Origin of the sequence: Streptomyces sp. NPDC050703 (genome assembly GCF_040654435.1) — a bacterium.
Lineage (GTDB): Bacteria > Actinomycetota > Actinomycetes > Streptomycetales > Streptomycetaceae > Streptomyces.
Window position 1 is genome coordinate 1 of sequence record NZ_JBFAHX010000033.1, and the last position, 20,179, is coordinate 20,179.

Below are 20,179 nucleotides of genomic sequence, written 5' to 3' on the forward strand. Positions count from 1 at the left end.
AGACTTCCTCCACACCTACAACCACCACCGCTGCCACACCGCACTCGGCGGCCAGCCGCCCATCAACCGCGTCAACAACCCTGCGGGTCAATACAGCTAGGGCGTGGCGGGCCCGCGGTGTGCTGCCGCGGGCCCGCCCGGGCACCGGGGACGCCGGACTAGCCCAGCGTCTCCGCCGCGGTCTCCGAGGAGTCCCGCAGGAAGCCCGCGCAGCGCTCGTACTCCGCCTGCTCCCCGATCGCCTGCGCGGCCCGCGCGAGGGCGTGCAGCGCCCGCAGGAAGCCGCGGTTGGGCTCGTGCTCCCACGGCACGGGGCCGTGGCCCTTCCAGCCGCTGCGGCGCAGGGCGTCGAGGCCGCGGTGGTAGCCCGTACGGGCGTACGCGTACGACTCGACGACGCTGCCGCGCTCGTACGCCGCGTCGGCGAGCTGCGCCCACGCGAGCGAGGACGTCGGGTACTTCGCGGCGACGTCGGAGGGGTCCGCGCCGTTCGCGAGGAGCTCGCGCGGCTCCGGGTCGTCGGGCAGGTGGGTCGGGGGCGGTCCCCCGAGCAGATCCTTGTGAATGGCCATGGGACCCAGTCTGCGGCATACGGGTACGGCGAAGGCCCCGGGTGGGTGACCCGGGGCCTTCACGCACGCGTGGGGAACGAGCCCGACGCGGGTGCTACTTCAGCTTCGTGCCCGTGGAGCGCAGGTTCGCGCAGGCCTCGGTGACGCGCTCGGCCATGCCGGCCTCGGCCAGCTTGCCCCAGGTGCGCGGGTCGTACGTCTTCTTCGAGCCGACCTCGCCGTCGACCTTCAGGACACCGTCGTAGTTGCGGAACATGTGGTCCGCGACGGGCCGCGTGAAGGCGTACTGGGTGTCGGTGTCGAGGTTCATCTTGACGACGCCGTTCTCCAGCGCGGTCGAGATCTCCTCGGCCGTGGAGCCCGAGCCGCCGTGGAAGACGAAGTCGAACGGCGAGCTCTTGCCGTACTTCGAGCCGACGCCCTCCTGGAGGTCCTTGAGCAGCTCGGGGCGCAGGACGACGTTGCCCGGCTTGTAGACGCCGTGCACGTTGCCGAACGAGGCGGCCAGGAGGTAGCGGCCCTTCTCGCCGAGGCCCAGGGCCTCCGCGGTGCGGATCGCGTCGTCGACGGTGGTGTACAGCTCGTCGTTGATCTCGTGGGTGACGCCGTCCTCCTCGCCACCGGTCGGCGTGATCTCCACCTCAAGGATGATCTTCGCGGCGGCGGCCTTGGCGAGCAGCTCCTGGCCGATGGCCAGGTTGTCGGCGAGGGTCTCGGCGGAGCCGTCCCACATGTGCGACTGGAAGAGCGGGTTCCGGCCGTGCGCGACGCGCTCGGCGGAGACCTCGATCAGCGGGCGGACGTAGGTGTCCAGCTTGTCCTTCGGGCAGTGGTCGGTGTGCAGCGCGACCGTCACGTCGTACTTCGCGGCGACGATGTGCGCGAACTCGGCGAGCGCGACCGCGCCGGTGACCATGTCCTTGCTGTACTGGCCGCCCAGGAACTCCGCACCACCCGTGGAGATCTGGATGATGCCGTCGCTCTCGGCCTCCGCGAACCCGCGCAGCGCGGCGTGCAGGGTCTGCGAGGACGTCACGTTGATGGCCGGGTAGGCGAACTTGCCTGCCTTCGCCCGGTCGAGCATCTCGTTGTAGACCTCGGGAGTTGCGATGGGCATGTGTCCGCTCCTTGTGATGTGCGGGTGGGTGCTGTGCTGCTTGACCCTGACCTGGGGGCGACGACATTGTCGCCCCCATCCTTCCAGACTCCGCGGTCCGGAGGCGTCCGGCTCTCAGAGCCTGTCTTTGAACCCCCGTCGTCCGCGCGGAGTGCGGGCGTGCCGGGCGTCGGGGCGCAGGCGAGGGTTCAAAGACAGGCGCTCAGAGCCCGAGGTCGTCCTTGGAGTACGCGAAGAGGTACGGCACGCCCGCGCCCTCGGTGATCTTCTCGCCGGCGCCCGTGGCGCGGTCCACGATGGTGGCGACGCCGACGACCTCGGCGCCCGCCTCGCGGACGGCCTCGACGGCGGTCAGCGGGGAGCCGCCGGTGGTGGAGGTGTCCTCGACGACCAGGACGCGGCGGCCCTTGATGTCGGGGCCCTCGACACGGCGCTGCAAGCCGTGCGCCTTGGCGGCCTTGCGGACCACGAAGGCGTCCAGGCGCTTGCCGCGCGCGGCGGAGGCGTGCAGCATCGCGCCCGCGACGGGGTCGGCGCCCATGGTCAGGCCGCCCACGGCGTCGAAGTCGAGGTCCGCGGTCAGGTCCAGCAGGACCTGGCCGACCAGCGGGGCGGCCTCACCGTCGAGGGTGATCCGGCGGAGGTCGATGTAGTAGTCGGCCTCCAGGCCGGAGGAGAGCGTCACCTTGCCGTGCACGACGGCCTTGTCCTTGATCTGCTGCAGCAGCTCGCCGCGTACGTCAGTCATGCACAGAAGCTTAAAGCCGACGCCAGCTCCAGGTCGTCGCCGTCTCCAGGGGCTCGATGGGGGTGACCAGGCGCGGGTCGGTGTTGAGCCCGTCGGGCGGCCCGGTCTGCGGCTCCACGCACACCGCGGCCTCCTGCTCGTCGTAGACGACGACCCACTGCTCGCGGCTCTTGACGGCGACCTCAAGCCGCTCGGGCCAGGTCAGCGTGACGTCGACGCCGTCGGGCATGCCGAAGCAGTCGTCCCACGGTCCGGGCTTCGGGTCGGTCCGGTGGCCGGTCGGCAGGTGGTCCTCACCGCGCTCCTCCTGCCAGGCGGGGGTGAAGTCGATGCGCACGGGGTCGCCGCCGCCCTCCAGGGAGCGGTTGAACCACGGGTGCCAGCCCGCCTGCGCGGGGAAGGAGTCGCCGTACGTCTCGATGCCCAGGCGCAGCGTCAGGCTCTCCTCGGCCAGCTCCACGATCTGCGTGACGCGCCCCGGGTAGGGCCAGGGGTCGGTGAGGTCATAGGTGAAGACGGCCTCGGTGGCGGACGTGCGGGCCGTGCGCCACCCGGCGTCCCGCGCGAAGCCGTGGATGGCGTGCGGCGGGGAGTTCAGCGGCATCTGGTGGACCGCCGCCCCGTCGCGGAACCGGCCGTCCCTGATCCGTCCGCACCACGGCACCATGGGGAAGCAGCCGTACTTCTGGCCCTGCCGCAGCAGCTCGACGCCGCCGATGCGCAGACTTCCGATGCGGCAGCCGTTGCCCGGCTGCACCGTCACTTCCGCGTCGCCCGCGGTGAGGATCACGTCTTCGTTGCTCACGGAGCCGACCCTACGGCGTCGGCGGTCAGCGGCGGCGGCGCAGGGCCCTGCCGACCACGATGGCCGATGCCACCGCAAGGGCCGCCGCGGGCGCGGCCCAGCGGAGCGTGGCGCCCGCGACGAGCGCCTCGGGGGCGGGCGCGGGGGCGTACCGGCCGCGGGGCGGGGCGTGGTCGACCTCCTCGGCGCTGCGGCCGATCATGGTGCGGCGGGCGTGCGCGGCCTCGGCGGGCGGTACGTCGATGTCCTCGACGTTCTCGATGTCCTCGACGTTCTCGATGTCCTCGACATTCTCGACGTCGTCCATCTCGTCGAGCCGCTCCGGCCCGTCGGCACCGTCGAACCCGGTCACTCCGCCCAGCTCACCCAGCTCACCCAGTTCGCCCAGCTCATCGAGATCGTCGAGGTCGAGCGCGTCGCCCGGGTCGTCGCCGTCCACCCCGTCGTCCGCTGTGGGGCCCTCCGGTGGCCCGGAGTCGGCGGGCGCCGCCGCCGCGAGCCCCTCGGCGAAGCGGTCGAGGAGCCGCAGCACGGCCGAATCGACCGCCTGGGAGGTGTTCTCCTCGGTGATGCGCCCGTCCGCGGCAGCCGTCCCGCCGAAGACGAGGTTCGCCCCCGCCGCGGCCGGCTCGATCCGCACGGTCAGCGTGAACCGGACGGAACCGGAGCCGCGCACTTCGGCCCCCTCGCCCTCGATGGCGTACGTCCCGTCACCGCGGGCACCGGCCGTGGCGGACCCGCGGTACGTGATCGAGTGCCCGCCGACCCGCACCTTCAGGCGCCCGGCGAGCGGACCCGCCGTGCTCTCCGCGTCGCGCTGCAGGCCCGGCACCGCCCCCGCGACCCTCTCGGGGTCCGCGAGGACCTGTCCCAGACGCGCCGCCGGAACCGGAACGAACACCTCATGCTCCATGACAATCGAGCCTACCCACGTGCCCGCCGCCATGTGCGGTGGTTCGGCGCAGCGTGTACGTCGGTTCGCGTAACGCGGACGCACCAGGGTGAACGCCACGGGCCCCGGCCCGCCCGGCCCGGCCGGGTTCAGAGCATGGCGGGCAGCGGCATCCGGACGCCCACCCGGGTCCGCGTGGCCACCAACTGGCCCTCTTGCGGATAGGCGTGCCAGGTCCGCCACATCACCGAATCCTCGTGCCGCTGCGCGAGCAGGGCGGTGAAGGCGTGCGGGCTGCCGGGGAAGACACCGGCCAGACCGTGCGGGTGCTCGGCGACGAGTGCGAGCAATTCCTGGGCGCGGCCGGCGAACTGGCCGCGCGAAAGCCTTTCGACGCGGGCGGCGAACTCGTACTCCCACTCGCCCACGCGCTTGGAGACGCCCAGCGGCAGCGGCGTACTGCTGCCGGGGATACAGGCCACGGTCTCGGAACAACTGCCGTGTTCCTGCTCCAGGAGGACCTGGTGCGAGGCGCCGAGCAGCCTTAACTCCAGTTTCGTGTCCGCCAGTTCGAGGTCCAGGGTGGCGAGCGCGGGCAAAGGCTCGCGGCCGAGGGCCCATGCGAGGTCCTCGGCGCGCGTGTCGGAATAGACAGTCTTCAAGGTCGTGAGCATGGGTCGGCTCCGCTAACACGCAATGGAAGTGGGACCGGCGCACCGGATCGGACCCGGGACACCGAAATACCGGCTCGTGCCCACGAGCACGTCACCTACGGATGTCCCGGAATCGGACCCTGAAACGTGTGACGGACCTCAGAGGGCGGTGCTGATGGAAGAGGGAATCATGGTCGACGACACTGCCACAGCACTTTTACCCAACTTCGTGGCCTTTCCATCCCCTGGGGGACCGCGCAGTTCATCAGTTCAATGCCACCCGTTCGACACGGCTCGGCGAGCATGCCCCCACCGCTCCGACGCGACGCGCGGCCACCGTCCTCGCGCCCCCCCCGACGTAGAAGCGCCCGGCGGGATCTGCCCCCGCCGGGCGCTCCGTGGGACCGGTGGACCAGCTGCCCCGTGTCAGCTGCCTCCGCCGCACCCTCCCCCGCCACCTCCGCACGAGGACGATCCGCCCCCGCACGAGGATCCGCCACCACAGGACGAGCCGCCACCGCAGGAGTGGCCGCCGCCCGAGTCGCCGGCCCACCAGCTGCCGCCCCCCGCACCGCCCGACGTGGCGCCCGAGCCCGCCCGCACGCCCGGGCGCCTCCTGCCGCCGCTCCGGCGCCCGGCCACCACGGCCAGCACCGAGATGAGCACTCCGGCGAAGATGAAGGCCACGATCACGGCCACCACGCTCCTTCCCGTTCCCCCGCAGCGGGTCCCCCCGTGGGCCTCGCCGTCTCGCGTGACAGGGGGATGCCCCGGCCCGCCGCGCCCCAAAGCAGAGTTGAGGAACTCCAGAGGTTCGGCGCAGGATGGCGGCCATGACCTCCACATCCGGGAGCGGGCGCCCGCTGCTCAACCGCCGCCTGACCGAGTTCGGTACGACGATCTTCGCCGAGATGTCCGCCCTCGCGGTGACCACGGGCGCGATCAACCTGGGCCAGGGCTTCCCGGACACGGACGGACCCGAGACCGTCAGGGAGGCGGCGGTGCGGGCGCTGCGCGACGGCCGCGGCAACCAGTACCCGCCGGGCCCCGGCGTCCCCGAACTGCGCACGGCCGTCACCGAGCACCAGCTGTCCCGCTACTCCCTGGCGTACGACCCCGACCGCGAGGTCCTCGTGACGGCGGGCGCGACCGAGGCCATCGCGGCGTCCCTGCTCGCCCTGGTCGAGCCGGGCGACGAGGTCATCGCCCTGGAGCCCTACTACGACTCGTACGCCGCCTCCATCGCGCTGGCGGGCGGCACGCGCGTGCCCGTCACGCTGCGGCCCCGTGAAGGCCGCTTCCGCCTCGACCTGGACGAGCTGCGCGACGCCGTCACGCCCCGCACCCGGCTGCTGCTCCTGAACACCCCGCACAACCCGACCGGCACGGTCCTCACCCGGGCCGAGCTGGCGGAGATCGCACGGCTCGCCGTCGAGCGCGACCTGCTCGTCGTCACCGACGAGGTCTACGAACACCTCGTCTTCGACGACGCCGAGCACATCCCGCTCGCGTCCTTCCCCGGCATGCGCGAGCGCACGGTCACCATCGGGTCCGCCGGCAAGACGTTCTCGTTCACCGGCTGGAAGGTGGGCTGGGTGACGTCGTCGCCGGAGCTCGTCGCGGCGGTCCGCTCGGCGAAGCAGTTCCTCACCTACGTGGCCTCCGGGCCCTTCCAGTACGCGGTCGCCGAGGCGCTCGCGCTGCCCGGCTCCTTCTTCGCGGACTTCCGGGCGGACATGCGGGCCAAGCGGGACCTGCTCAGCGACGGCCTGGCGGCCGCGGGCCTCGACGTCTACCGCCCGGCGGGCACGTACTTCGTGACGACCGACATCCGCCCGCTGGGCGAGACCGACGGCTTCGCCTTCTGCCGCGCCCTGCCCGAGCGCGCCGGCGTCGTGGCCATCCCGAACGCCGTCTTCTACGACCACCGCGAGGAGGGCGCCCCCTTCGTCCGCTTCGCCTTCTGCAAGCGCACCGCCGTCCTTGAGGAGGCGGTCTCCCGGCTCGGCAAGGCGCTCGCGGGCTGACACGGCACGGCCACGGCACGACGGGAGCCCGTAGGGGGCGCACACCGCCCCCTACGGGCTCCCGCATGTCACGGGCCCTCCGGGCCCCCGCAGCCTAGGCCTCGTCGTCGCCCGGCTTCTCGCCCTCGGCGGAGTCGACATCCGACTCCAGGCCGAGCTGCTCGACGAGCCAGCGGTCGAACTCGATCGCGGCGCGCACCCAGCTGACGGTCGAGGACACGAAGTGCTCCAGGGAGACCCCGGTGCCGATCAGCATCTGGGCCTCGCCGATCAGGCGGACCGTGCCGTCGTCGTGCGTGTGGCTGTAGACCTTCGGCCACAGCGTCCGGCGGTTCCAGTCGTCGATCGACTCCAGGAGCTGCTGCTTCTGCTCGATCTGGTGCGGCCGGTCGTAGAACGTCCGCACCGAGAAGACCTGCTGGTCGTCCTCGCCACGGAACATGAAGTACGTGCGGAACTCCTCCCACGGCGCCGCGAGGTCACCCTCGTCGTCGACGACGTGCTTGAGCTCCATCTGGTCCAGTAGCTGCTTGACCAGGTCCTGGTCGGGGACGACGGGGCCCGCCGGTCCTGCTCCCTGCTGCGGCTCGGGCTGGCCCCCGAAATTCGGAATCGAGGACGGGTCGATGCTCACGTGCTGTGTCCCTTCGTATGGATGGGGCCCATCCTCTCCCAGGATGGGCCCCCCGGGGCAAGCCCGGGTCGCCGTGTCACAGCGACTTGCCCGCCGGAGCCCCCGTGGCCGGGCCCACGACGAGGCCGTCCTCGAAGCGGTCCACGCGGACCACGTCGCCGTCCTTGACCTCGCCCGCCAGGATCTCCTTGGCCAGGCGGTCGCCGATCGACGTCTGGATGAGGCGGCGCAGCGGGCGCGCCCCGTAGGCCGGATCGTTGCCCTCGTCCGCCAGCCAGGCCAGCGCCTCGGGCGTGACGTCCAGGGTGAGGCGCCGCTCGGCGAGGCGCTTGGCGAGCCGGTCGATCTGGAGCCGGGCGATGTGCGCCAGCTCGTCCTTGCTGAGCGCCGAGAAGACCACCAGGTCGTCGAGCCGGTTGAGGAACTCCGGCTTGAAGGAGGCCCGCACCACTTCGAGCACCTGCTGGCGCTTCTCCTCCTCCGAGGAGAGGGGCTCCATCAGGAACTGGCTGCCCAGGTTGGACGTCAGGACCAGGATGGTGTTGCGGAAGTCCACCGTCCGCCCCTGGCCGTCGGTGAGGCGCCCGTCGTCGAGCACCTGGAGCAGGACGTCGAAGACCTCGGGGTGCGCCTTCTCCACCTCGTCGAGCAGCACGACGCTGTACGGGCGCCGCCGCACCGCCTCGGTGAGCTGGCCGCCCTCCTCGTAGCCGACGTAGCCGGGGGGTGCGCCGACCAGCCTGGCCACGCTGTGCTTCTCGCCGTACTCGCTCATGTCGATGCGGACCATGGCCCGCTCGTCGTCGAAGAGGAAGTCCGCGAGGGCCTTGGCCAGCTCCGTCTTGCCGACGCCCGTCGGGCCGAGGAAGAGGAAGGAGCCGGTGGGCCTGTCGGGGTCGGCGATGCCCGCGCGGGTGCGCCGCACCGCGTCGGAGACGGCCCGCACGGCCTCGGTCTGGCCGATGAGCCGCTTGCCGAGCTCGTCCTCCATGCGCAGCAGCTTCTGCGTCTCCCCTTCGAGGAGACGGCCCGCGGGGATGCCGGTCCAGGAGCCCACGACATCGGCGATGTCGTCCGGGCCGACCTCCTCCTTGACCATGGTGTCCTTGTCCTGCGCGGCCTCCTCCTCGGCCTCGGAGGCGGCCTCCAGGTCGCGCTCAAGGGCCGGGATCTCGCCGTAGAGCAGCTTGGACGCGGTGTCGAAGTCGCCGTCGCGCTGGGCGCGCTCGGCCTGGCCGCGCAGCTCGTCCAGCTTCTCCTTGAGGGCGCCGACGCGGTTGAGGGACTGCTTCTCCTTCTCCCAGCGGGCGGTCAGCCCGCGCAGCTCCTCCTCCTTGTCGGCGAGGTCGCGCCGCAGCTTCTCCAGGCGCTGCTTGCTCGCCGGGTCGGTCTCCTTGCTGAGCGCCAGCTCCTCCATGCGCAGCCGGTCGACGGCGCGCTGGAGCTCGTCGATCTCCACGGGGGAGGAGTCGATCTCCATGCGCAGGCGGGACGCGGCCTCGTCGACGAGGTCGATGGCCTTGTCGGGCAGGAAGCGCGAGGTGATGTACCGGTCGGAGAGGGTCGCCGCGGCCACCAGGGCGCTGTCGGCGATCTGCACCTTGTGGTGCGCCTCGTACCGCCCCTTGAGCCCGCGCAGGATCGCGATGGAGTCCTCGACGGACGGCTCGGCCACGAGCACCTGCTGGAAGCGGCGCTCCAGGGCGGGGTCCTTCTCGATCCGCTCGCGGTACTCGTCGAGCGTCGTGGCGCCGACCATGCGCAGCTCGCCGCGGGCCAGCATCGGCTTGAGCATGTTGCCCGCATCCATCGCGGAGTCGCCGCCCGCGCCCGCGCCGACGACGGTGTGCAGCTCGTCGATGAAGGTGATGATCTGCCCGTCGCTCTCCTTGATCTCGGAGAGGACGGTCTTGAGCCGCTCCTCGAACTCGCCGCGGTACTTGGCGCCCGCGACCATCGCGCCGAGGTCGAGGGAGACGAGCCGCTTGTTCTTCAGCGACTCCGGTACGTCACCCTTCACGATCCGCTGCGCGAGGCCCTCGACGACGGCAGTCTTGCCGACGCCGGGCTCGCCGATGAGCACGGGGTTGTTCTTCGTACGCCGTGACAGCACCTGGACGACCCGCCGGATCTCCTGGTCCCGCCCGATGACCGGGTCGAGCCGGCCCTCGCGGGCCGCGGCGGTGAAATCGGTGCCGAACTTCTCCAGGGCCTTGTACTGGCCCTCGGGGTCGGGTGTGGTCACCCGGCGCCCTCCCCTTGTCGTCTCGAACGCGTCCAGCAGCTTCTTGTCGGTGGCCCCGTGCTTCGCCAGCACCTCACCGGCCTGTCCGCCCTTGGCGGCGATGCCGATCAGCAGGTGCTCGGTCGAGAGGTACTCGTCCCCGAGCTCCTTGGCGCGCCGCGAGGCGTCGGCGATGACGGCGAGGAGTTCCCTGTTGGGCTGCGGCGGGGCCACGGTGGACCCGGTCACGCTGGGCAGCGCGGCGAGAATCCGCTCGGTCTCGGCGCGCACGGCCGCCTGGTCGGCTTCGACCGCCGCGAGCAGGTCGGTGATGTTCTCGTTGTCCCTGCGGTCCCGCCCTTCCAGCAGCGCCAGCAGCAGGTGCGCGGGCGTCAGGTCCGCGTGCCCGTCGTGCACGGCGCGGTCACCGGCCGCGTTGATCGCTTCCCGGCTCCTGTTGGTCAGCTCTGCGTCCACGTGCGCCTCTCCTCCTTACGGTCCAGCCACTCACCCGGGCCTACGAGTACCCCGTACCGCCCGTCCACACTGACTAGGTCAACGTGCACAAAGTTGAGTCTATTCCACTCAAGGCAGGAGCGGTAAGGCCGGGCGGCTATGTTCCGGACCATGAGCACGCATCCACCGAGCAGACAGGTCGACCCGCGCGATCCGCCCGAGCCCTACCTCAGCTTCTGGCGCGAACGCCACCTGTGCACCTTGACGACGCCGCGCCCCGACGGCAGCCCGCACGTGGTGCCCGTCGGCGTGACGTACGACCCGGAGGCGGGCGTCGCGCGGGTCCTGGCGCGCCGGACGAGCAGGAAGGTCGCGCACGTCCTCGCGGCGGCGGGCGAGGACGGCGCGGGGGCGCGGGTGGCGGTCTGCCAGTTCGAGGGGCGCCGCTGGGCCACGCTGGAGGGCGTCGCGACGGTCAGGACGGAGCCCGCGCTGATCGGGGCGGCGGAACTGCGCTACGAGGAGCGCTACGGGCGCAGGCCGTCCCCGAACCCCGAGCGCGTACTGATCGAGATCCGGGTGACGCGGGCGATGGGCAAGGCGTGAGACGGCACGGCGTGGGACGGCACGGCGGCGCGCGCGGGTGAGAACGCGCGCACACCACAGCGGCGCCACCGTGTTCAGGTCCACGGTGGCGCCGCTGCTGGGGGAAGTACCTGCGCGATTTACAACGACGGGGGAATCGCGTCAGGCACTGCGGGGGGTGGCTGTGATGCTGTCGGACACGTCGGCCTCGTCCGGGCCAGGACCACCGACGATCCGGTGGTCGCGCCGGTCGAGGTTGACGAAGACCATGCCGTACCTGATGGCACACCGCACGGGCTGGGGCGCCCCTCGCGGCCGCCGCAGGCACCGGTAGGCGCGGATCTCCTCCTCGTCGTCACGGGTGACGACGATCGGCTCACCGAGCAGGGTCACCATCAACGAGTCACCGCGATGGGGGATCGCGGTCACCAGGTCGATGAAGTGCCAACCGGAGCGGTAGGCCGTGGCCATCTCGCGGCGGAAGGTGCGGTCGTCGGGGGGAGTGCTCACGCCCGGCCGCCCTTCGGGAGCACATTCCACGACAGATCCGAGTTCGGTACGGCCACCGTCGAGACGTCCGCCGGCTGGCTGTTCCAGGAGAGATCGAGAATGGTTACCCCGCCCAAAGCCAGCCCTGCGGAGAAGGTGGTGACAAGCACCGAGCGAAGCATGCGCTTAAACATGATCGGCTTCGTCCTCACTTGGTAGGTTCCTCTCCCCCGGCACAAGAAGACGATGTCTCAATTGAGCACGTCAAAGCCACAGGGTCGATGCATCATGTTCCTGCACGTTCAGGACCCTGGGGGGTGGAGATTTGATTACAACAAGCACTAAACCGGCACATCCCCACCCCTCGACCCCGCTCTGCGACGAGGGTGCGAAGCTTTACGCCAGCGCGTTGAGCAGTGGCCGCCTCGCGCGGCGGGAGGCCGAGAACGCGCCCTGCCTGCTCGAATCCAACCTGCTGCACCCCGACCCGGACGACGGCGACTGGCTGCGCCCGATCCCCGCGTCGGCGGCCCTCGCACAACGCCTCAATCCGATCGAACGGGAAATACAGGACCGACGGCGGCTCGCCGTACAGCTGACCGATCTGTTCGAGCCATTCATGGCCATCACCGCGCGCACGGAACCGACGGGCCACTCGATAACCGTGCTGGAGAACGACGGGCACATCGACGCCGCCATCGAGCGTGCCACGGCCGAATGCCGCTACGAGATCCTCACCGCCCAGCCCGGCGGCGGCCGCAGCGAGGACTCCCTCACGGTGGCGCTGCAGCGCGGCCAGACCGTGCTCGACCGGGGCATCACCATGCGCACCCTCTACCAGCACACGGTCAGGCACAGCCAGGGCACCCTGGCGTACGCGGCGCGCATGGCCAGCGGCAACGTGCACATCAGAACCCTGGAAGAGCTGATCGACCGGCTGATGATCTTCGACCGCACGGTGGCGCTCATCCCCGCACGGGAGGACCGCCAGGTCGCCCTCGAACTCCGCCACCCCGGCCTCGTCGAGTACCTGGCCAAGGTGTTCGAGCACCAGTGGAGCAAGGCGACACCGCTGCTCGACGAGGTGCCCTACGCCCCGTCCACGGACGGGATCACGGGCGTCCAGCGCTCCATCGCCAAGCTCCTCATCGAGGGCCACGTCGACGAGGCCATCGCGCGCAGGCTCGGCATGAACGTCCGCACCTGCCGCGCCCACATAGCCAAGATCGCCGCCGCCCTCGGCAGCGGCAGCAGGGCCCAGCTCGGCTACCTCATCGCCCAGTCGGGCATCCTCGACCAGGGCCGCCCCAGGTGACGGCCCCTCAGCCCGTCACCCACCGCGTGAGCAGCGCCTCCCGCTCCGCCGTGCGCGGGGTGCCGCCCTCGTGGCGGCGGCCCCAGTCCGACATCGCGGCCAGCGTCGTGTGCAGGGTGGCCGCGCCCTCCGTCAGGCGGGCCAGGAGCGCGCGGGAGAGGTCGTACTCCCGCTGGGAGTAGCCGATCGCCGCCGCGGTGTACGCCGTCAGCTCCGTCTCGCCCCCGGGGCCGCCGACCCGCAACGTCATCAGCGGCGCCTCGTCGTGGCCGCCGAGGCTCAGCGTCAGGACCATGTCGACCGCCGCGCCGACATGGCGCTTCAGCGTCTTGACGGGGACGTCGTCGACGGTCAGCGACCGCACGTCCTCCCAGAGCAGCAGCCCGGACTGCGCCTCACCGAGGGCGAGCACACCCTCCGGGGTCAGCCGTACCCCGGCGGAGAGGCCCGACGGCTTCGCGCCCACGTACACGTCGCCCTCGGCTATCCAGAACAGTCCCACCATGGCCATGACGAACTACCCGCTTCCCCCGGTACCGCTTCCCCCGGCACGAATGATCACTTCAGGTCGACAGTACGCAACGTGCGCCGGGGCCGGGAGGTTCCCACCTCCCGGCCCCGGCGCGACGGCGGAACTGCCCGCCGGACTCAGTCCGTAGCCCGCTTGGGCCGCCAGACCACCAGCGCGCTCGCCTGCTGCACGTCCTGGTACGGCACGAGGTCGCGGCGGTAGGAGGCGTGCACCGCCGCCTCGCGCTGCTGCATCGCGGCGGCTGCCCCCTCCACGGCCGCGGACAGCTCCGCGACGCGCGACTGGAGCGCGGCGACCTGGTTCTCCAGCTCGATGATCCGCTTGATGCCGGCGAGGTTGATGCCCTCCTCCTGCGACAGCTGCTGCACCGTGCGGAGCAGCTCGATGTCACGGGCGGAGTAACGCCTGCCGCGGCCCGCCGTGCGGTCCGGGGAGACCAGACCCAGGCGGTCGTACTGCCGCAGGGTCTGCGGGTGGAGGCCGCTGAGCTGGGCGGCCACCGAGATGACGTACACCGGCGTCTCGTCGGTGAGTTGATACGCGCTACTGAATCCGGACTGTCGACGACGGCCGTCCATCTCATGCTCCCTTCGCGGCCTTGAACAGGTCTGCCCGCGGGTCGTCGCCCGCGGTCGCCTCGCGGTAGGACTCCAGGGCTTCCCTCGCGGAGTCGGACAGGTCGGCCGGGACCGACACCTCCACCGTCACGAGCAGATCGCCCCGGGTGCCGTCCTTGCGGACCGCGCCCTTGCCGCGGGCCCGCATCGTACGTCCGTTGGGCGTGCCGGACGGCAGCTTCAGCGTGACGGGCGGGCCGCCGAGCGTCGGCACCTTCACCTCGCCGCCGAGGGCCGCCTCCGGGTACGTCACCGGCACCGTGACCGTCAGGTTGTCGCCCTTGCGGCCGAAGACCGGGTGACTGTCGACGTGCACCACGACATACAGGTCGCCGGCGGGGCCTCCGCGCTCACCCGGGGCGCCCTTGCCGCGCAGCCTGATCCGCTGGCCGTCGGAGACGCCCGCGGGGATGCGCACCTGCATGGTGCGGGACGACTTGGCGCGTCCCGAGCCGCCGCAGACGTCGCAGGGGTCCTGGGCGATCAGGCCCCGGCCCTTGCAGTCCACGCACGGGTCGGTCAGCGAGAAACCGCCGCCGCCGCCCCGCGACACCTGGCCCGTGCCGACACAGGTCGGGCACACGCGGGGCGTGCCGTTCTTGTCGCCGGTGCCGGAACAGGCCTTGCAGGCCGCCTGGGAGGACATGCGGAGCGGCACCGTCGCGCCGTCCACCGCCTCCGTGAAGCTCAGCGTGACCTCGGACTCGATGTCCTGGCCGCGCCTCGGCTGCGTACGCGTGCCGGCTCCGGCACCCGCGCCGCCGCGGTTGAACAGGCCCCCGAAGACGTCACCGAGGCCGCCCCCGAAGCCGCCGGCCGCACCGCCGCCGCCTCCGCCCTGGGCGCCGCCTCCGAAGAGGTCGCCCAGGTCGAAGTTGAACGATCCGCCGCCGGCCCCGGGGCCCTGCCGGAACCCGCCGTTGCCGAAGAGAGCACGCGCGTCGTCGTACTCCTTGCGCTTCTTGGGGTCACCGAGGACGTCGTTCGCCTCGGAGATCTCCTTGAAGCGCTCCTCCGCCTTGACGTTTCCCTTGTTGGCGTCCGGGTGGTTCTCGCGGGCGAGCTTCCGGTACGCCTTCTTGATCTCGGCCTCGGTGGCGTCCTTGGGGACGCCGAGGACCTTGTAGTAGTCCTTCTCGATGAAGTCCTTGGTGCTCATCCCCGACGTCCCTCCTCACTCATGTCGTGACCTTCAGCCCTCGTCCGGGCCACCGGTCTCCTTCTCGTCCGTCTTCTCCGCGGCCGCGGAGGCCGCGGAGCCCTCGGCCTCGTCGCCCTTGACGGTCTGCGCGCCGGGCTGCGGCTCGGCGACGGCCACCCGCGCGGGGCGGATGGTGCGCTCGCCGATGCGATACCCCGGCTGCAGGATCGCGACGCACGTCGTCTCGGTGACATCCGGTGCGTAGCTGTGCATCAGGGCCTCGTGGATCGTCGGGTCGAAGGGCTCGCCCTCCTTGCCGAACTGCTGGAGGCCCAGCTTGGCGACGACCGTTTCGAGCGACTCGGCGACCGACTTGAAGCCGCCGACCAGCTCGCCGTGCTCACGGGCGCGGCCGATGTCGTCGAGGGTCGGCAGGAGCTCGGACAGGAGGTTCGCCGAGGCGATCTCCTTCACCGACACCTTGTCGCGCTCCACCCGACGGCGGTAGTTCTGGTACTCGGCCTGCAGCCGCTGGAGGTCCGCGGTGCGCTCGTTGAGCGCGGAGCGCACCTGGTCCAGCTGGGCGGTCAGGCCGGCGTCCTGCGCGGACGTCTTGCTCTCCGTGTCCCCGGCCGGGGCCGCCGGGCCCTCCTCGCTGGAGGGCTCGGCGGCCTTCGGCGCCGCGTCGTCAGAGGTGGCGCCGGAGGGGACGTCAGACTTCTCGGCGTTCTCGCCGAAGCCCGGGGTCTCCTCGGTCATCAGGCGGCGCCACCCTTCTGGTCCTTCTCGTCGTCGACGATCTCGGCGTCGACGACACCGTCGTCGTCCTTGGCCTGCTCGCCGCCGGGGGCCGCGCCCTCGGCGCCGCCCGCGGCCTGCGCGCCCTGGGCGTCGGCGTACATCGCCTGGCCCAGCTTCTGCGAGACGGCGGCGACCTTCTCGGTGGCGGTGCGGATCTCGGCCGTGTCCTCGCCCTTGAGCTTCTCCTTCAGCTCGCCGACGGCTTCCTCGACCTCGGTCTTGACCTCGGCGGGGACCTTCTCCGCGTTGTCGCTGAGGAACTTCTCCGTCTGGTAGACGAGCTGCTCGCCCTGGTTGCGGGACTCGGCGGCCTCGCGGCGGGCGTGGTCCTCGTCCGCGTACTTCTCGGCCTCCTGGCGCATGCGGTCGACCTCGTCCTTCGGCAGCGACGAGCCGCCGGTGACGGTCATCTTCTGCTCCTTGCCCGTGCCCAGGTCCTTCGCGGTCACGTGCATGATGCCGTTGGCGTCGATGTCGAAGGAGACCTCGATCTGCGGGACGCCGCGCGGGGCCGGCGGGAGGCCGGTCAGCTCGAACATGCCGAGCTTCTTGTTGTACGCCGCGATCTCGCGCTCGCCCTGGTAGACCTGGATCTGGACGGACGGCTGGTTGTCCTCGGCCGTCGTGAAGATCTCGGAGCGCTTCGTCGGGATCGTGGTGTTCCGCTCGATGAGCTTGGTCATGATGCCGCCCTTGGTCTCGATGCCGAGGGACAGCGGGGTCACGTCGAGGAGCAGGACGTCCTTGACCTCGCCCTTGAGGACACCGGCCTGGAGCGAGGCGCCGATGGCGACGACCTCGTCCGGGTTCACACCCTTGTTGGCGTCCTTGCCGCCGGTCAGCTCCTTGACCAGCTCGGCGACGGCGGGCATGCGGGTCGAGCCGCCGACGAGAACGACGTGGTCGATCTCGGAGAGCTGGATGCCCGCGTCCTTGATGACGTTGTGGAACGGCGTCTTGCAGCGCTCCAGGAGGTCGGACGTGAGCTGCTGGAACTGGGCGCGCGTGAGCTTCTCGTCCAGGTGCAGCGGGCCCTCGGCGGAGGCCGTGATGTAGGGCAGGTTGATCGTGGTCTCCGTGGAGGAGGACAGCTCGATCTTGGCCTTCTCGGCCGCCTCGCGCAGGCGCTGGAGCGCCATCTTGTCCTTGGAGAGGTCCACGCCGTGGCCGTTGTTGAACTGCTTGACCAGGTAGTCGACGACGCGCTGGTCCCAGTCGTCACCACCGAGGTGGTTGTCGCCGTTCGTGGCCTTCACCTCGACGACGCCGTCGCCGATCTCAAGCAGCGAGACGTCGAAGGTGCCGCCACCGAGGTCGAAGACCAGAATGGTCTGGTCGTCCTTGTCGAGGCCGTAGGCGAGGGCGGCGGCGGTGGGCTCGTTGACGATGCGCAGGACGTTCAGGCCCGCGATCTCACCGGCCTCCTTGGTGGCCTGGCGCTCCGAGTCGTTGAAGTACGCCGGGACGGTGATGACCGCGTCGGCGACCTTCTCGCCCAGGTACGCCTCGGCGTCGCGCTTGAGCTTCTGCAGGATGAACGCCGAGATCTGCTGGGGGTTGAATCCCTTGTCGTCGATGTCCACCTTCCAGTCGGTGCCCATGTGGCGCTTGACCGACCGGATGGTCCTGTCGACGTTGGTGACCGCCTGCCGCTTGGCCACCTCGCCGACCAGCACCTCGCCGTTCTTCGCGAAGGCGACGACGGACGGCGTGGTCCTGGCGCCCTCGGCGTTGGTGATGACGGTGGGCTCGCCGCCTTCCAGAACGCTGACGACGGAGTTAGTCGTGCCCAGGTCGATGCCGACCGCACGTGCCATTTCGGTTCCTCCAGGTGTACTTCTTGAGTGGATCTGACTCAAGCATGCATGGTCGCTGCGCCGGCGTCAACAGAAGTGAGTCTGGGGGGCTCAACTCTTATCCCTTGCTTACGCGCAACCTGGGGGTCTCCGGGTTCTTCTCGACTGCGGGCGCGTCGTGGCTGGTCGCGCAGTTCCCCGCGCCCCTGGCGGGGCGCACCTCGGACGTGAGGCGCGGCAAGGGTGGCCTGAGCGACGCAGATCACCGCGTTGCCGGGTGCAGCGGGGCCGCTTAAATGGGTAGTCTCAGACGGACTGCATAAGTTACCGCTTAGTAATAGTCCCGCGTAATAGTCCGCGTAATAGTTCGCCTCGCAGGCCCGAGGAGCCCCAAATGCAACTCGCCGCGATCATCGTGTCGCTGGTCCTAATCGCGGTCGGCGTCGCGCTGTTCGGCCGTGCCATCGTGCAGATCTACCGGTTCGTGCGGCTCGGCCAGCCCGTGCCGGCCGGGCTGCGGACCGACAACCCCTGGCAGCGCACCGTCACCGTGGTCAAGGAGTTCCTCGGCCACACCCGCATGAACAAGTGGGGCATCGTCGGCTTCGCGCACTGGTTCGTGGCGGTGGGCTTCTTCTCGCTGCTGCTGACGATCGTCAACGCCATCGGCCAGCTCTTCCGGGCCGACTGGATGCTGCCGGTCATCGGCGACTGGGCGCCGTACAACATGTTCGTCGAGTTCATCGGCACCATGACCGTGCTCGGCATCCTCACGCTGATCGTCATCCGGCAGCTGAACCGCCCCGACAAGCCGGGGCGCAAGTCCCGCTTCGCGGGCTCCAAGACCGGCCAGGCGTACTTCGTCGAGACCGTCATCCTCATCGTCGGCGTCTGCATCTTCACGCTGCACGCCCTGGAGGGCGCCCAGCACCACGTCGACTCCTACGAGGCGTCGTTCTTCATCTCGTACCCGGTGGTCTCCTGGTTCGAGGGCATGGACACCGCCACCCTCCAGAACCTCACGTACTTCTTCGCCGGACTGAAGATCGCGACCTCCTTCATCTGGATGATCGTCGTCGCCCTGAACACCAACATGGGCGTGGCCTGGCACCGCTTCCTGGCCTTCCCGAACATCTGGTTCAAGCGCGAGGCGAACGGCGGCACCGCCCTCGGCGAGCTCCAGCCGATGACGTCCGGCGGACAGCCGATCGACTGGGAGGACCCGGCCGACGACGCCGTCTTCGGCGTCTCGCAGGTCGAGCAGTTCTCCTGGAAGGGCCTGCTGGACTTCTCCACCTGCACCGAGTGCGGCCGCTGCCAGTCGCAGTGCCCCGCGTGGAACACGGGCAAGCCCCTCTCCCCCAAGCTCCTGATCATGTCGCTGCGCGACCACGCGCACGCCAAGGCCCCGTACCTGCTCGCGGGCGGCGGCAAGACGATGGAGGGCGACGAGAAGGCGACGGCGGAGCAGCTGGCCGACGTCCCCGCCGAGGCCCTCGCCGAGGCCGAGCGCCCGCTGATCGGCACGGTCGAGGAGAACGGCGTCATCGACCCGGACGTCCTGTGGTCCTGCACCACCTGCGGCGCCTGCGTCGAGCAGTGCCCGGTCGACATCGAGCACATCGACCACATCGTCGACATGCGCCGCTACCAGGTGATGATCGAGAGCGCGTTCCCGTCCGAGGCGGGCACGATGCTCAAGAACCTGGAGAAGAAGGGCAACCCCTGGGGCCTCGCCAAGAAGCAGCGCCTTGAGTGGCTCAAGGAGCTCGACTTCGAGGTGCCGGTCGTCGGCAAGGACATCGAGGACCTCACCGAGGTCGAGTACCTGTACTGGGTCGGCTGCGCGGGAGCCCTGGAGGACCGCGCCAAGAAGACGACCAAGGCGTTCGCCGAGCTCCTCCACATCGCGGGCGTCAAGTTCGCGATCATGGGCGGTGACGAGAAGTGCACCGGTGACTCCGCCCGCCGCCTCGGCAACGAGCCGCTGTTCCAGCAGCTCGGCCAGGAGAACGTCATGGCGCTGAACATGGCGTTCGGCGAGGAGCTCGACGACGACGGCAAGGTGACGCCCGAGTCGGCGAAGCCGAAGTCGGCGAAGAAGATCGTCGCCACCTGCCCGCACTGCCTCAACACGATCGGCAACGAGTACCCGCAGCTCGGCGGCGACTACGAGGTCATCCACCACACCCAGCTCCTCCAGCACCTGGTGGACGAGGGCAAGCTGGTCCCGGTGACCCCGGTCGAGGGCATCATCACGTACCACGACCCGTGCTACCTGGGCCGCCACAACAAGATCTACACGCCGCCGCGCGAGATCATCGGCAAGGTCCCCGGGCTGCGCAACGAGGAGATGCACCGCCACAAGGAGCGCGGCTTCTGCTGCGGCGCCGGCGGCGCCCGGATGTGGATGGAAGAGCGCATCGGCAAGCGCATCAACACGGAGCGGGTCGACGAGGCGCTGTCGCTGAACCCCGACATCGTGTCGACCGCCTGCCCGTTCTGCCTGGTCATGCTGACCGACTCGGTCAACGGCAAGAAGAACGACGGCAAGGCGAAGGAGTCCGTCCAGGTCGTGGACGTCGCGCAGCTCCTGCTCGACTCGGTGAAGACGCCGGTCGACCCGGCGGGCGACGAGGAGACGACGGACGCGCCGGAGCCGGAGCCGGTGAAGTAACCGTCACCGCGTCCCGTCCGCACAGGCCGGTCCCGCCCTCGGGCGGGGCCGGCCTGTCGCGTTCCGCCGGCCGCTCCCGGGGACGGGGGACGGCAAGC

General features: G+C 70.5%; 19 protein-coding genes and 1 pseudogene. 5 read left to right on the forward strand and 15 right to left on the reverse strand.

Features of this window, described 5'->3' with window-relative positions:
• A pseudogene (locus AB0I16_RS26270) lies at positions 1-100 on the forward strand (IS481 family transposase); the annotation flags it as partial.
• Between the two features lie 58 nt (positions 101-158).
• Here the strand turns inward: AB0I16_RS26270 and AB0I16_RS26275 are convergent.
• The 6 genes from AB0I16_RS26275 to AB0I16_RS26300 form a co-directional block, all read right to left on the reverse strand.
• Entirely contained in the window at positions 159-572 is a 414-nt protein-coding gene (locus tag AB0I16_RS26275; protein ID WP_363252032.1) for a DUF3151 domain-containing protein, read from the reverse strand.
• 94 nt (positions 573-666) lie between these two features.
• The gene (fbaA, locus tag AB0I16_RS26280; RefSeq protein WP_363252033.1) at positions 667-1,689 is read right to left on the reverse strand and encodes a class II fructose-bisphosphate aldolase; all 1,023 of its coding nucleotides are present in this window, start codon (positions 1,687-1,689) and stop codon (positions 667-669) included.
• Between the two features lie 202 nt (positions 1,690-1,891).
• Positions 1,892-2,437 carry an orotate phosphoribosyltransferase gene (gene pyrE / locus AB0I16_RS26285; protein ID WP_363252034.1) on the reverse strand — a complete coding sequence of 182 codons (546 nt, stop codon included), beginning with the start codon at positions 2,435-2,437 and terminating at the stop codon, positions 1,892-1,894.
• 10 nt (positions 2,438-2,447) lie between these two features.
• On the reverse strand, positions 2,448-3,242 hold the full coding sequence (locus tag AB0I16_RS26290) for an aldose 1-epimerase (protein ID WP_363252035.1): 795 nt from the start codon (positions 3,240-3,242) through the stop codon (positions 2,448-2,450).
• Between the two features lie 25 nt (positions 3,243-3,267).
• The gene (locus AB0I16_RS26295; RefSeq protein ID WP_363252036.1) at positions 3,268-4,155 is read right to left on the reverse strand and encodes an SRPBCC family protein; all 888 of its coding nucleotides are present in this window, start codon (positions 4,153-4,155) and stop codon (positions 3,268-3,270) included.
• A 128-nt stretch (positions 4,156-4,283) separates the two neighbouring features.
• A complete protein-coding gene (locus tag AB0I16_RS26300) occupies positions 4,284-4,808 on the reverse strand; it encodes a DUF2617 family protein (RefSeq protein WP_363252037.1) in 525 nt (174 codons plus the stop codon).
• Positions 4,809-5,620: 812 nt separating this feature from the next.
• On the opposite strand from AB0I16_RS26300, the gene AB0I16_RS26305 reads away from it, so the two are divergent.
• Positions 5,621-6,814: a pyridoxal phosphate-dependent aminotransferase gene (locus AB0I16_RS26305; protein WP_363252038.1), complete on the forward strand. Its 1,194-nt coding sequence runs from the start codon at positions 5,621-5,623 to the stop codon at positions 6,812-6,814.
• A 94-nt stretch (positions 6,815-6,908) separates the two neighbouring features.
• Here the strand turns inward: AB0I16_RS26305 and AB0I16_RS26310 are convergent, their stop codons facing one another.
• Both AB0I16_RS26310 and clpB read right to left on the reverse strand, forming a co-directional pair.
• Positions 6,909-7,448, reverse strand: coding sequence for a YbjN domain-containing protein (locus AB0I16_RS26310; RefSeq protein ID WP_363252039.1), 540 nt, complete (start codon positions 7,446-7,448; stop codon positions 6,909-6,911).
• A 76-nt stretch (positions 7,449-7,524) separates the two neighbouring features.
• Positions 7,525-10,149: an ATP-dependent chaperone ClpB gene (gene clpB / locus AB0I16_RS26315; protein ID WP_363252040.1), complete on the reverse strand. Its 2,625-nt coding sequence runs from the start codon at positions 10,147-10,149 to the stop codon at positions 7,525-7,527.
• 150 nt (positions 10,150-10,299) lie between these two features.
• On the opposite strand from clpB, the gene AB0I16_RS26320 reads away from it, so the two are divergent.
• Positions 10,300-10,734 (forward strand): pyridoxamine 5'-phosphate oxidase family protein, encoded by a 435-nt coding sequence (locus AB0I16_RS26320; protein ID WP_363252041.1) that lies wholly within the window; start codon positions 10,300-10,302, stop codon positions 10,732-10,734.
• Positions 10,735-10,875: 141 nt separating this feature from the next.
• Here AB0I16_RS26320 and AB0I16_RS26325 read toward each other — a convergent pair whose 3' ends face one another.
• Both AB0I16_RS26325 and AB0I16_RS26330 read right to left on the reverse strand, forming a co-directional pair.
• Positions 10,876-11,223 (reverse strand): hypothetical protein, encoded by a 348-nt coding sequence (locus AB0I16_RS26325; RefSeq protein WP_363252042.1) that lies wholly within the window; start codon positions 11,221-11,223, stop codon positions 10,876-10,878.
• Entirely contained in the window at positions 11,220-11,396 is a 177-nt protein-coding gene (locus AB0I16_RS26330) for a hypothetical protein (protein WP_363252043.1), read from the reverse strand. Before AB0I16_RS26330 ends, AB0I16_RS26325 begins: the two co-directional genes overlap by 4 nt.
• Positions 11,397-11,527: 131 nt before the next feature.
• On the opposite strand from AB0I16_RS26330, the gene AB0I16_RS26335 reads away from it, so the two are divergent.
• Positions 11,528-12,517 (forward strand): helix-turn-helix transcriptional regulator, encoded by a 990-nt coding sequence (locus AB0I16_RS26335; protein WP_363252044.1) that lies wholly within the window; start codon positions 11,528-11,530, stop codon positions 12,515-12,517.
• Positions 12,518-12,524: 7 nt separating this feature from the next.
• On the opposite strand, the gene AB0I16_RS26340 is transcribed toward AB0I16_RS26335, so the two are convergent.
• From AB0I16_RS26340 to dnaK, 5 genes are all read right to left on the reverse strand, one after another.
• On the reverse strand, positions 12,525-13,028 hold the full coding sequence (locus AB0I16_RS26340; protein WP_363252045.1) for a hypothetical protein: 504 nt from the start codon (positions 13,026-13,028) through the stop codon (positions 12,525-12,527).
• A 137-nt stretch (positions 13,029-13,165) separates the two neighbouring features.
• Positions 13,166-13,627 carry a helix-turn-helix domain-containing protein gene (locus AB0I16_RS26345; protein ID WP_062774569.1) on the reverse strand — a complete coding sequence of 154 codons (462 nt, stop codon included), beginning with the start codon at positions 13,625-13,627 and terminating at the stop codon, positions 13,166-13,168.
• Position 13,628: 1 nt separating this feature from the next.
• A complete protein-coding gene (dnaJ, locus tag AB0I16_RS26350; RefSeq protein ID WP_363252047.1) occupies positions 13,629-14,825 on the reverse strand; it encodes a molecular chaperone DnaJ in 1,197 nt (398 codons plus the stop codon).
• Positions 14,826-14,858: 33 nt separating this feature from the next.
• A complete protein-coding gene (grpE, locus tag AB0I16_RS26355) occupies positions 14,859-15,566 on the reverse strand; it encodes a nucleotide exchange factor GrpE (RefSeq protein ID WP_363252048.1) in 708 nt (235 codons plus the stop codon).
• Positions 15,566-17,425, reverse strand: a complete 1,860-nt coding sequence (dnaK, locus tag AB0I16_RS26360) for a molecular chaperone DnaK (protein WP_363252049.1) — start codon at positions 17,423-17,425, stop codon at positions 15,566-15,568. The genes grpE and dnaK overlap by 1 nt, the downstream gene beginning before the upstream one ends.
• A 373-nt stretch (positions 17,426-17,798) precedes the next feature.
• Here dnaK and AB0I16_RS26365 point away from each other — a divergent pair, with 373 nt between their 5' ends.
• Positions 17,799-20,081, forward strand: coding sequence for a (Fe-S)-binding protein (locus tag AB0I16_RS26365; protein ID WP_363252050.1), 2,283 nt, complete (start codon positions 17,799-17,801; stop codon positions 20,079-20,081).
• The last annotated feature ends 98 nt before the right edge of the window (positions 20,082-20,179 follow it).

Excerpts from the sequence above, each read along its gene's own strand:
- AB0I16_RS26275 (WP_363252032.1), bottom strand. The coding sequence starts at position 572 with ATGGCCATTCACAAGGATCTGCTCGGGGGACCGCCCCCGACCCACCTG.
- fbaA (WP_363252033.1), bottom strand. The coding sequence starts at position 1,689 with ATGCCCATCGCAACTCCCGAGGTCTACAACGAGATGCTCGACCGGGCG.
- pyrE (WP_363252034.1), bottom strand. The coding sequence starts at position 2,437 with ATGACTGACGTACGCGGCGAGCTGCTGCAGCAGATCAAGGACAAGGCC.
- AB0I16_RS26295 (WP_363252036.1), bottom strand. The coding sequence starts at position 4,155 with ATGGAGCATGAGGTGTTCGTTCCGGTTCCGGCGGCGCGTCTGGGACAG.
- AB0I16_RS26300 (WP_363252037.1), bottom strand. The coding sequence starts at position 4,808 with ATGCTCACGACCTTGAAGACTGTCTATTCCGACACGCGCGCCGAGGAC.
- AB0I16_RS26305 (WP_363252038.1), top strand. The coding sequence starts at position 5,621 with ATGACCTCCACATCCGGGAGCGGGCGCCCGCTGCTCAACCGCCGCCTG.
- AB0I16_RS26320 (WP_363252041.1), top strand. The coding sequence starts at position 10,300 with ATGAGCACGCATCCACCGAGCAGACAGGTCGACCCGCGCGATCCGCCC.
- AB0I16_RS26330 (WP_363252043.1), bottom strand. The coding sequence starts at position 11,396 with ATGTTTAAGCGCATGCTTCGCTCGGTGCTTGTCACCACCTTCTCCGCA.
- AB0I16_RS26340 (WP_363252045.1), bottom strand. The coding sequence starts at position 13,028 with ATGGCCATGGTGGGACTGTTCTGGATAGCCGAGGGCGACGTGTACGTG.
- AB0I16_RS26345 (WP_062774569.1), bottom strand. The coding sequence starts at position 13,627 with ATGGACGGCCGTCGTCGACAGTCCGGATTCAGTAGCGCGTATCAACTC.
- dnaJ (WP_363252047.1), bottom strand. The coding sequence starts at position 14,825 with ATGAGCACCAAGGACTTCATCGAGAAGGACTACTACAAGGTCCTCGGC.
- grpE (WP_363252048.1), bottom strand. The coding sequence starts at position 15,566 with ATGACCGAGGAGACCCCGGGCTTCGGCGAGAACGCCGAGAAGTCTGAC.
- dnaK (WP_363252049.1), bottom strand. The coding sequence starts at position 17,425 with ATGGCACGTGCGGTCGGCATCGACCTGGGCACGACTAACTCCGTCGTC.
- AB0I16_RS26365 (WP_363252050.1), top strand. The coding sequence starts at position 17,799 with ATGCAACTCGCCGCGATCATCGTGTCGCTGGTCCTAATCGCGGTCGGC.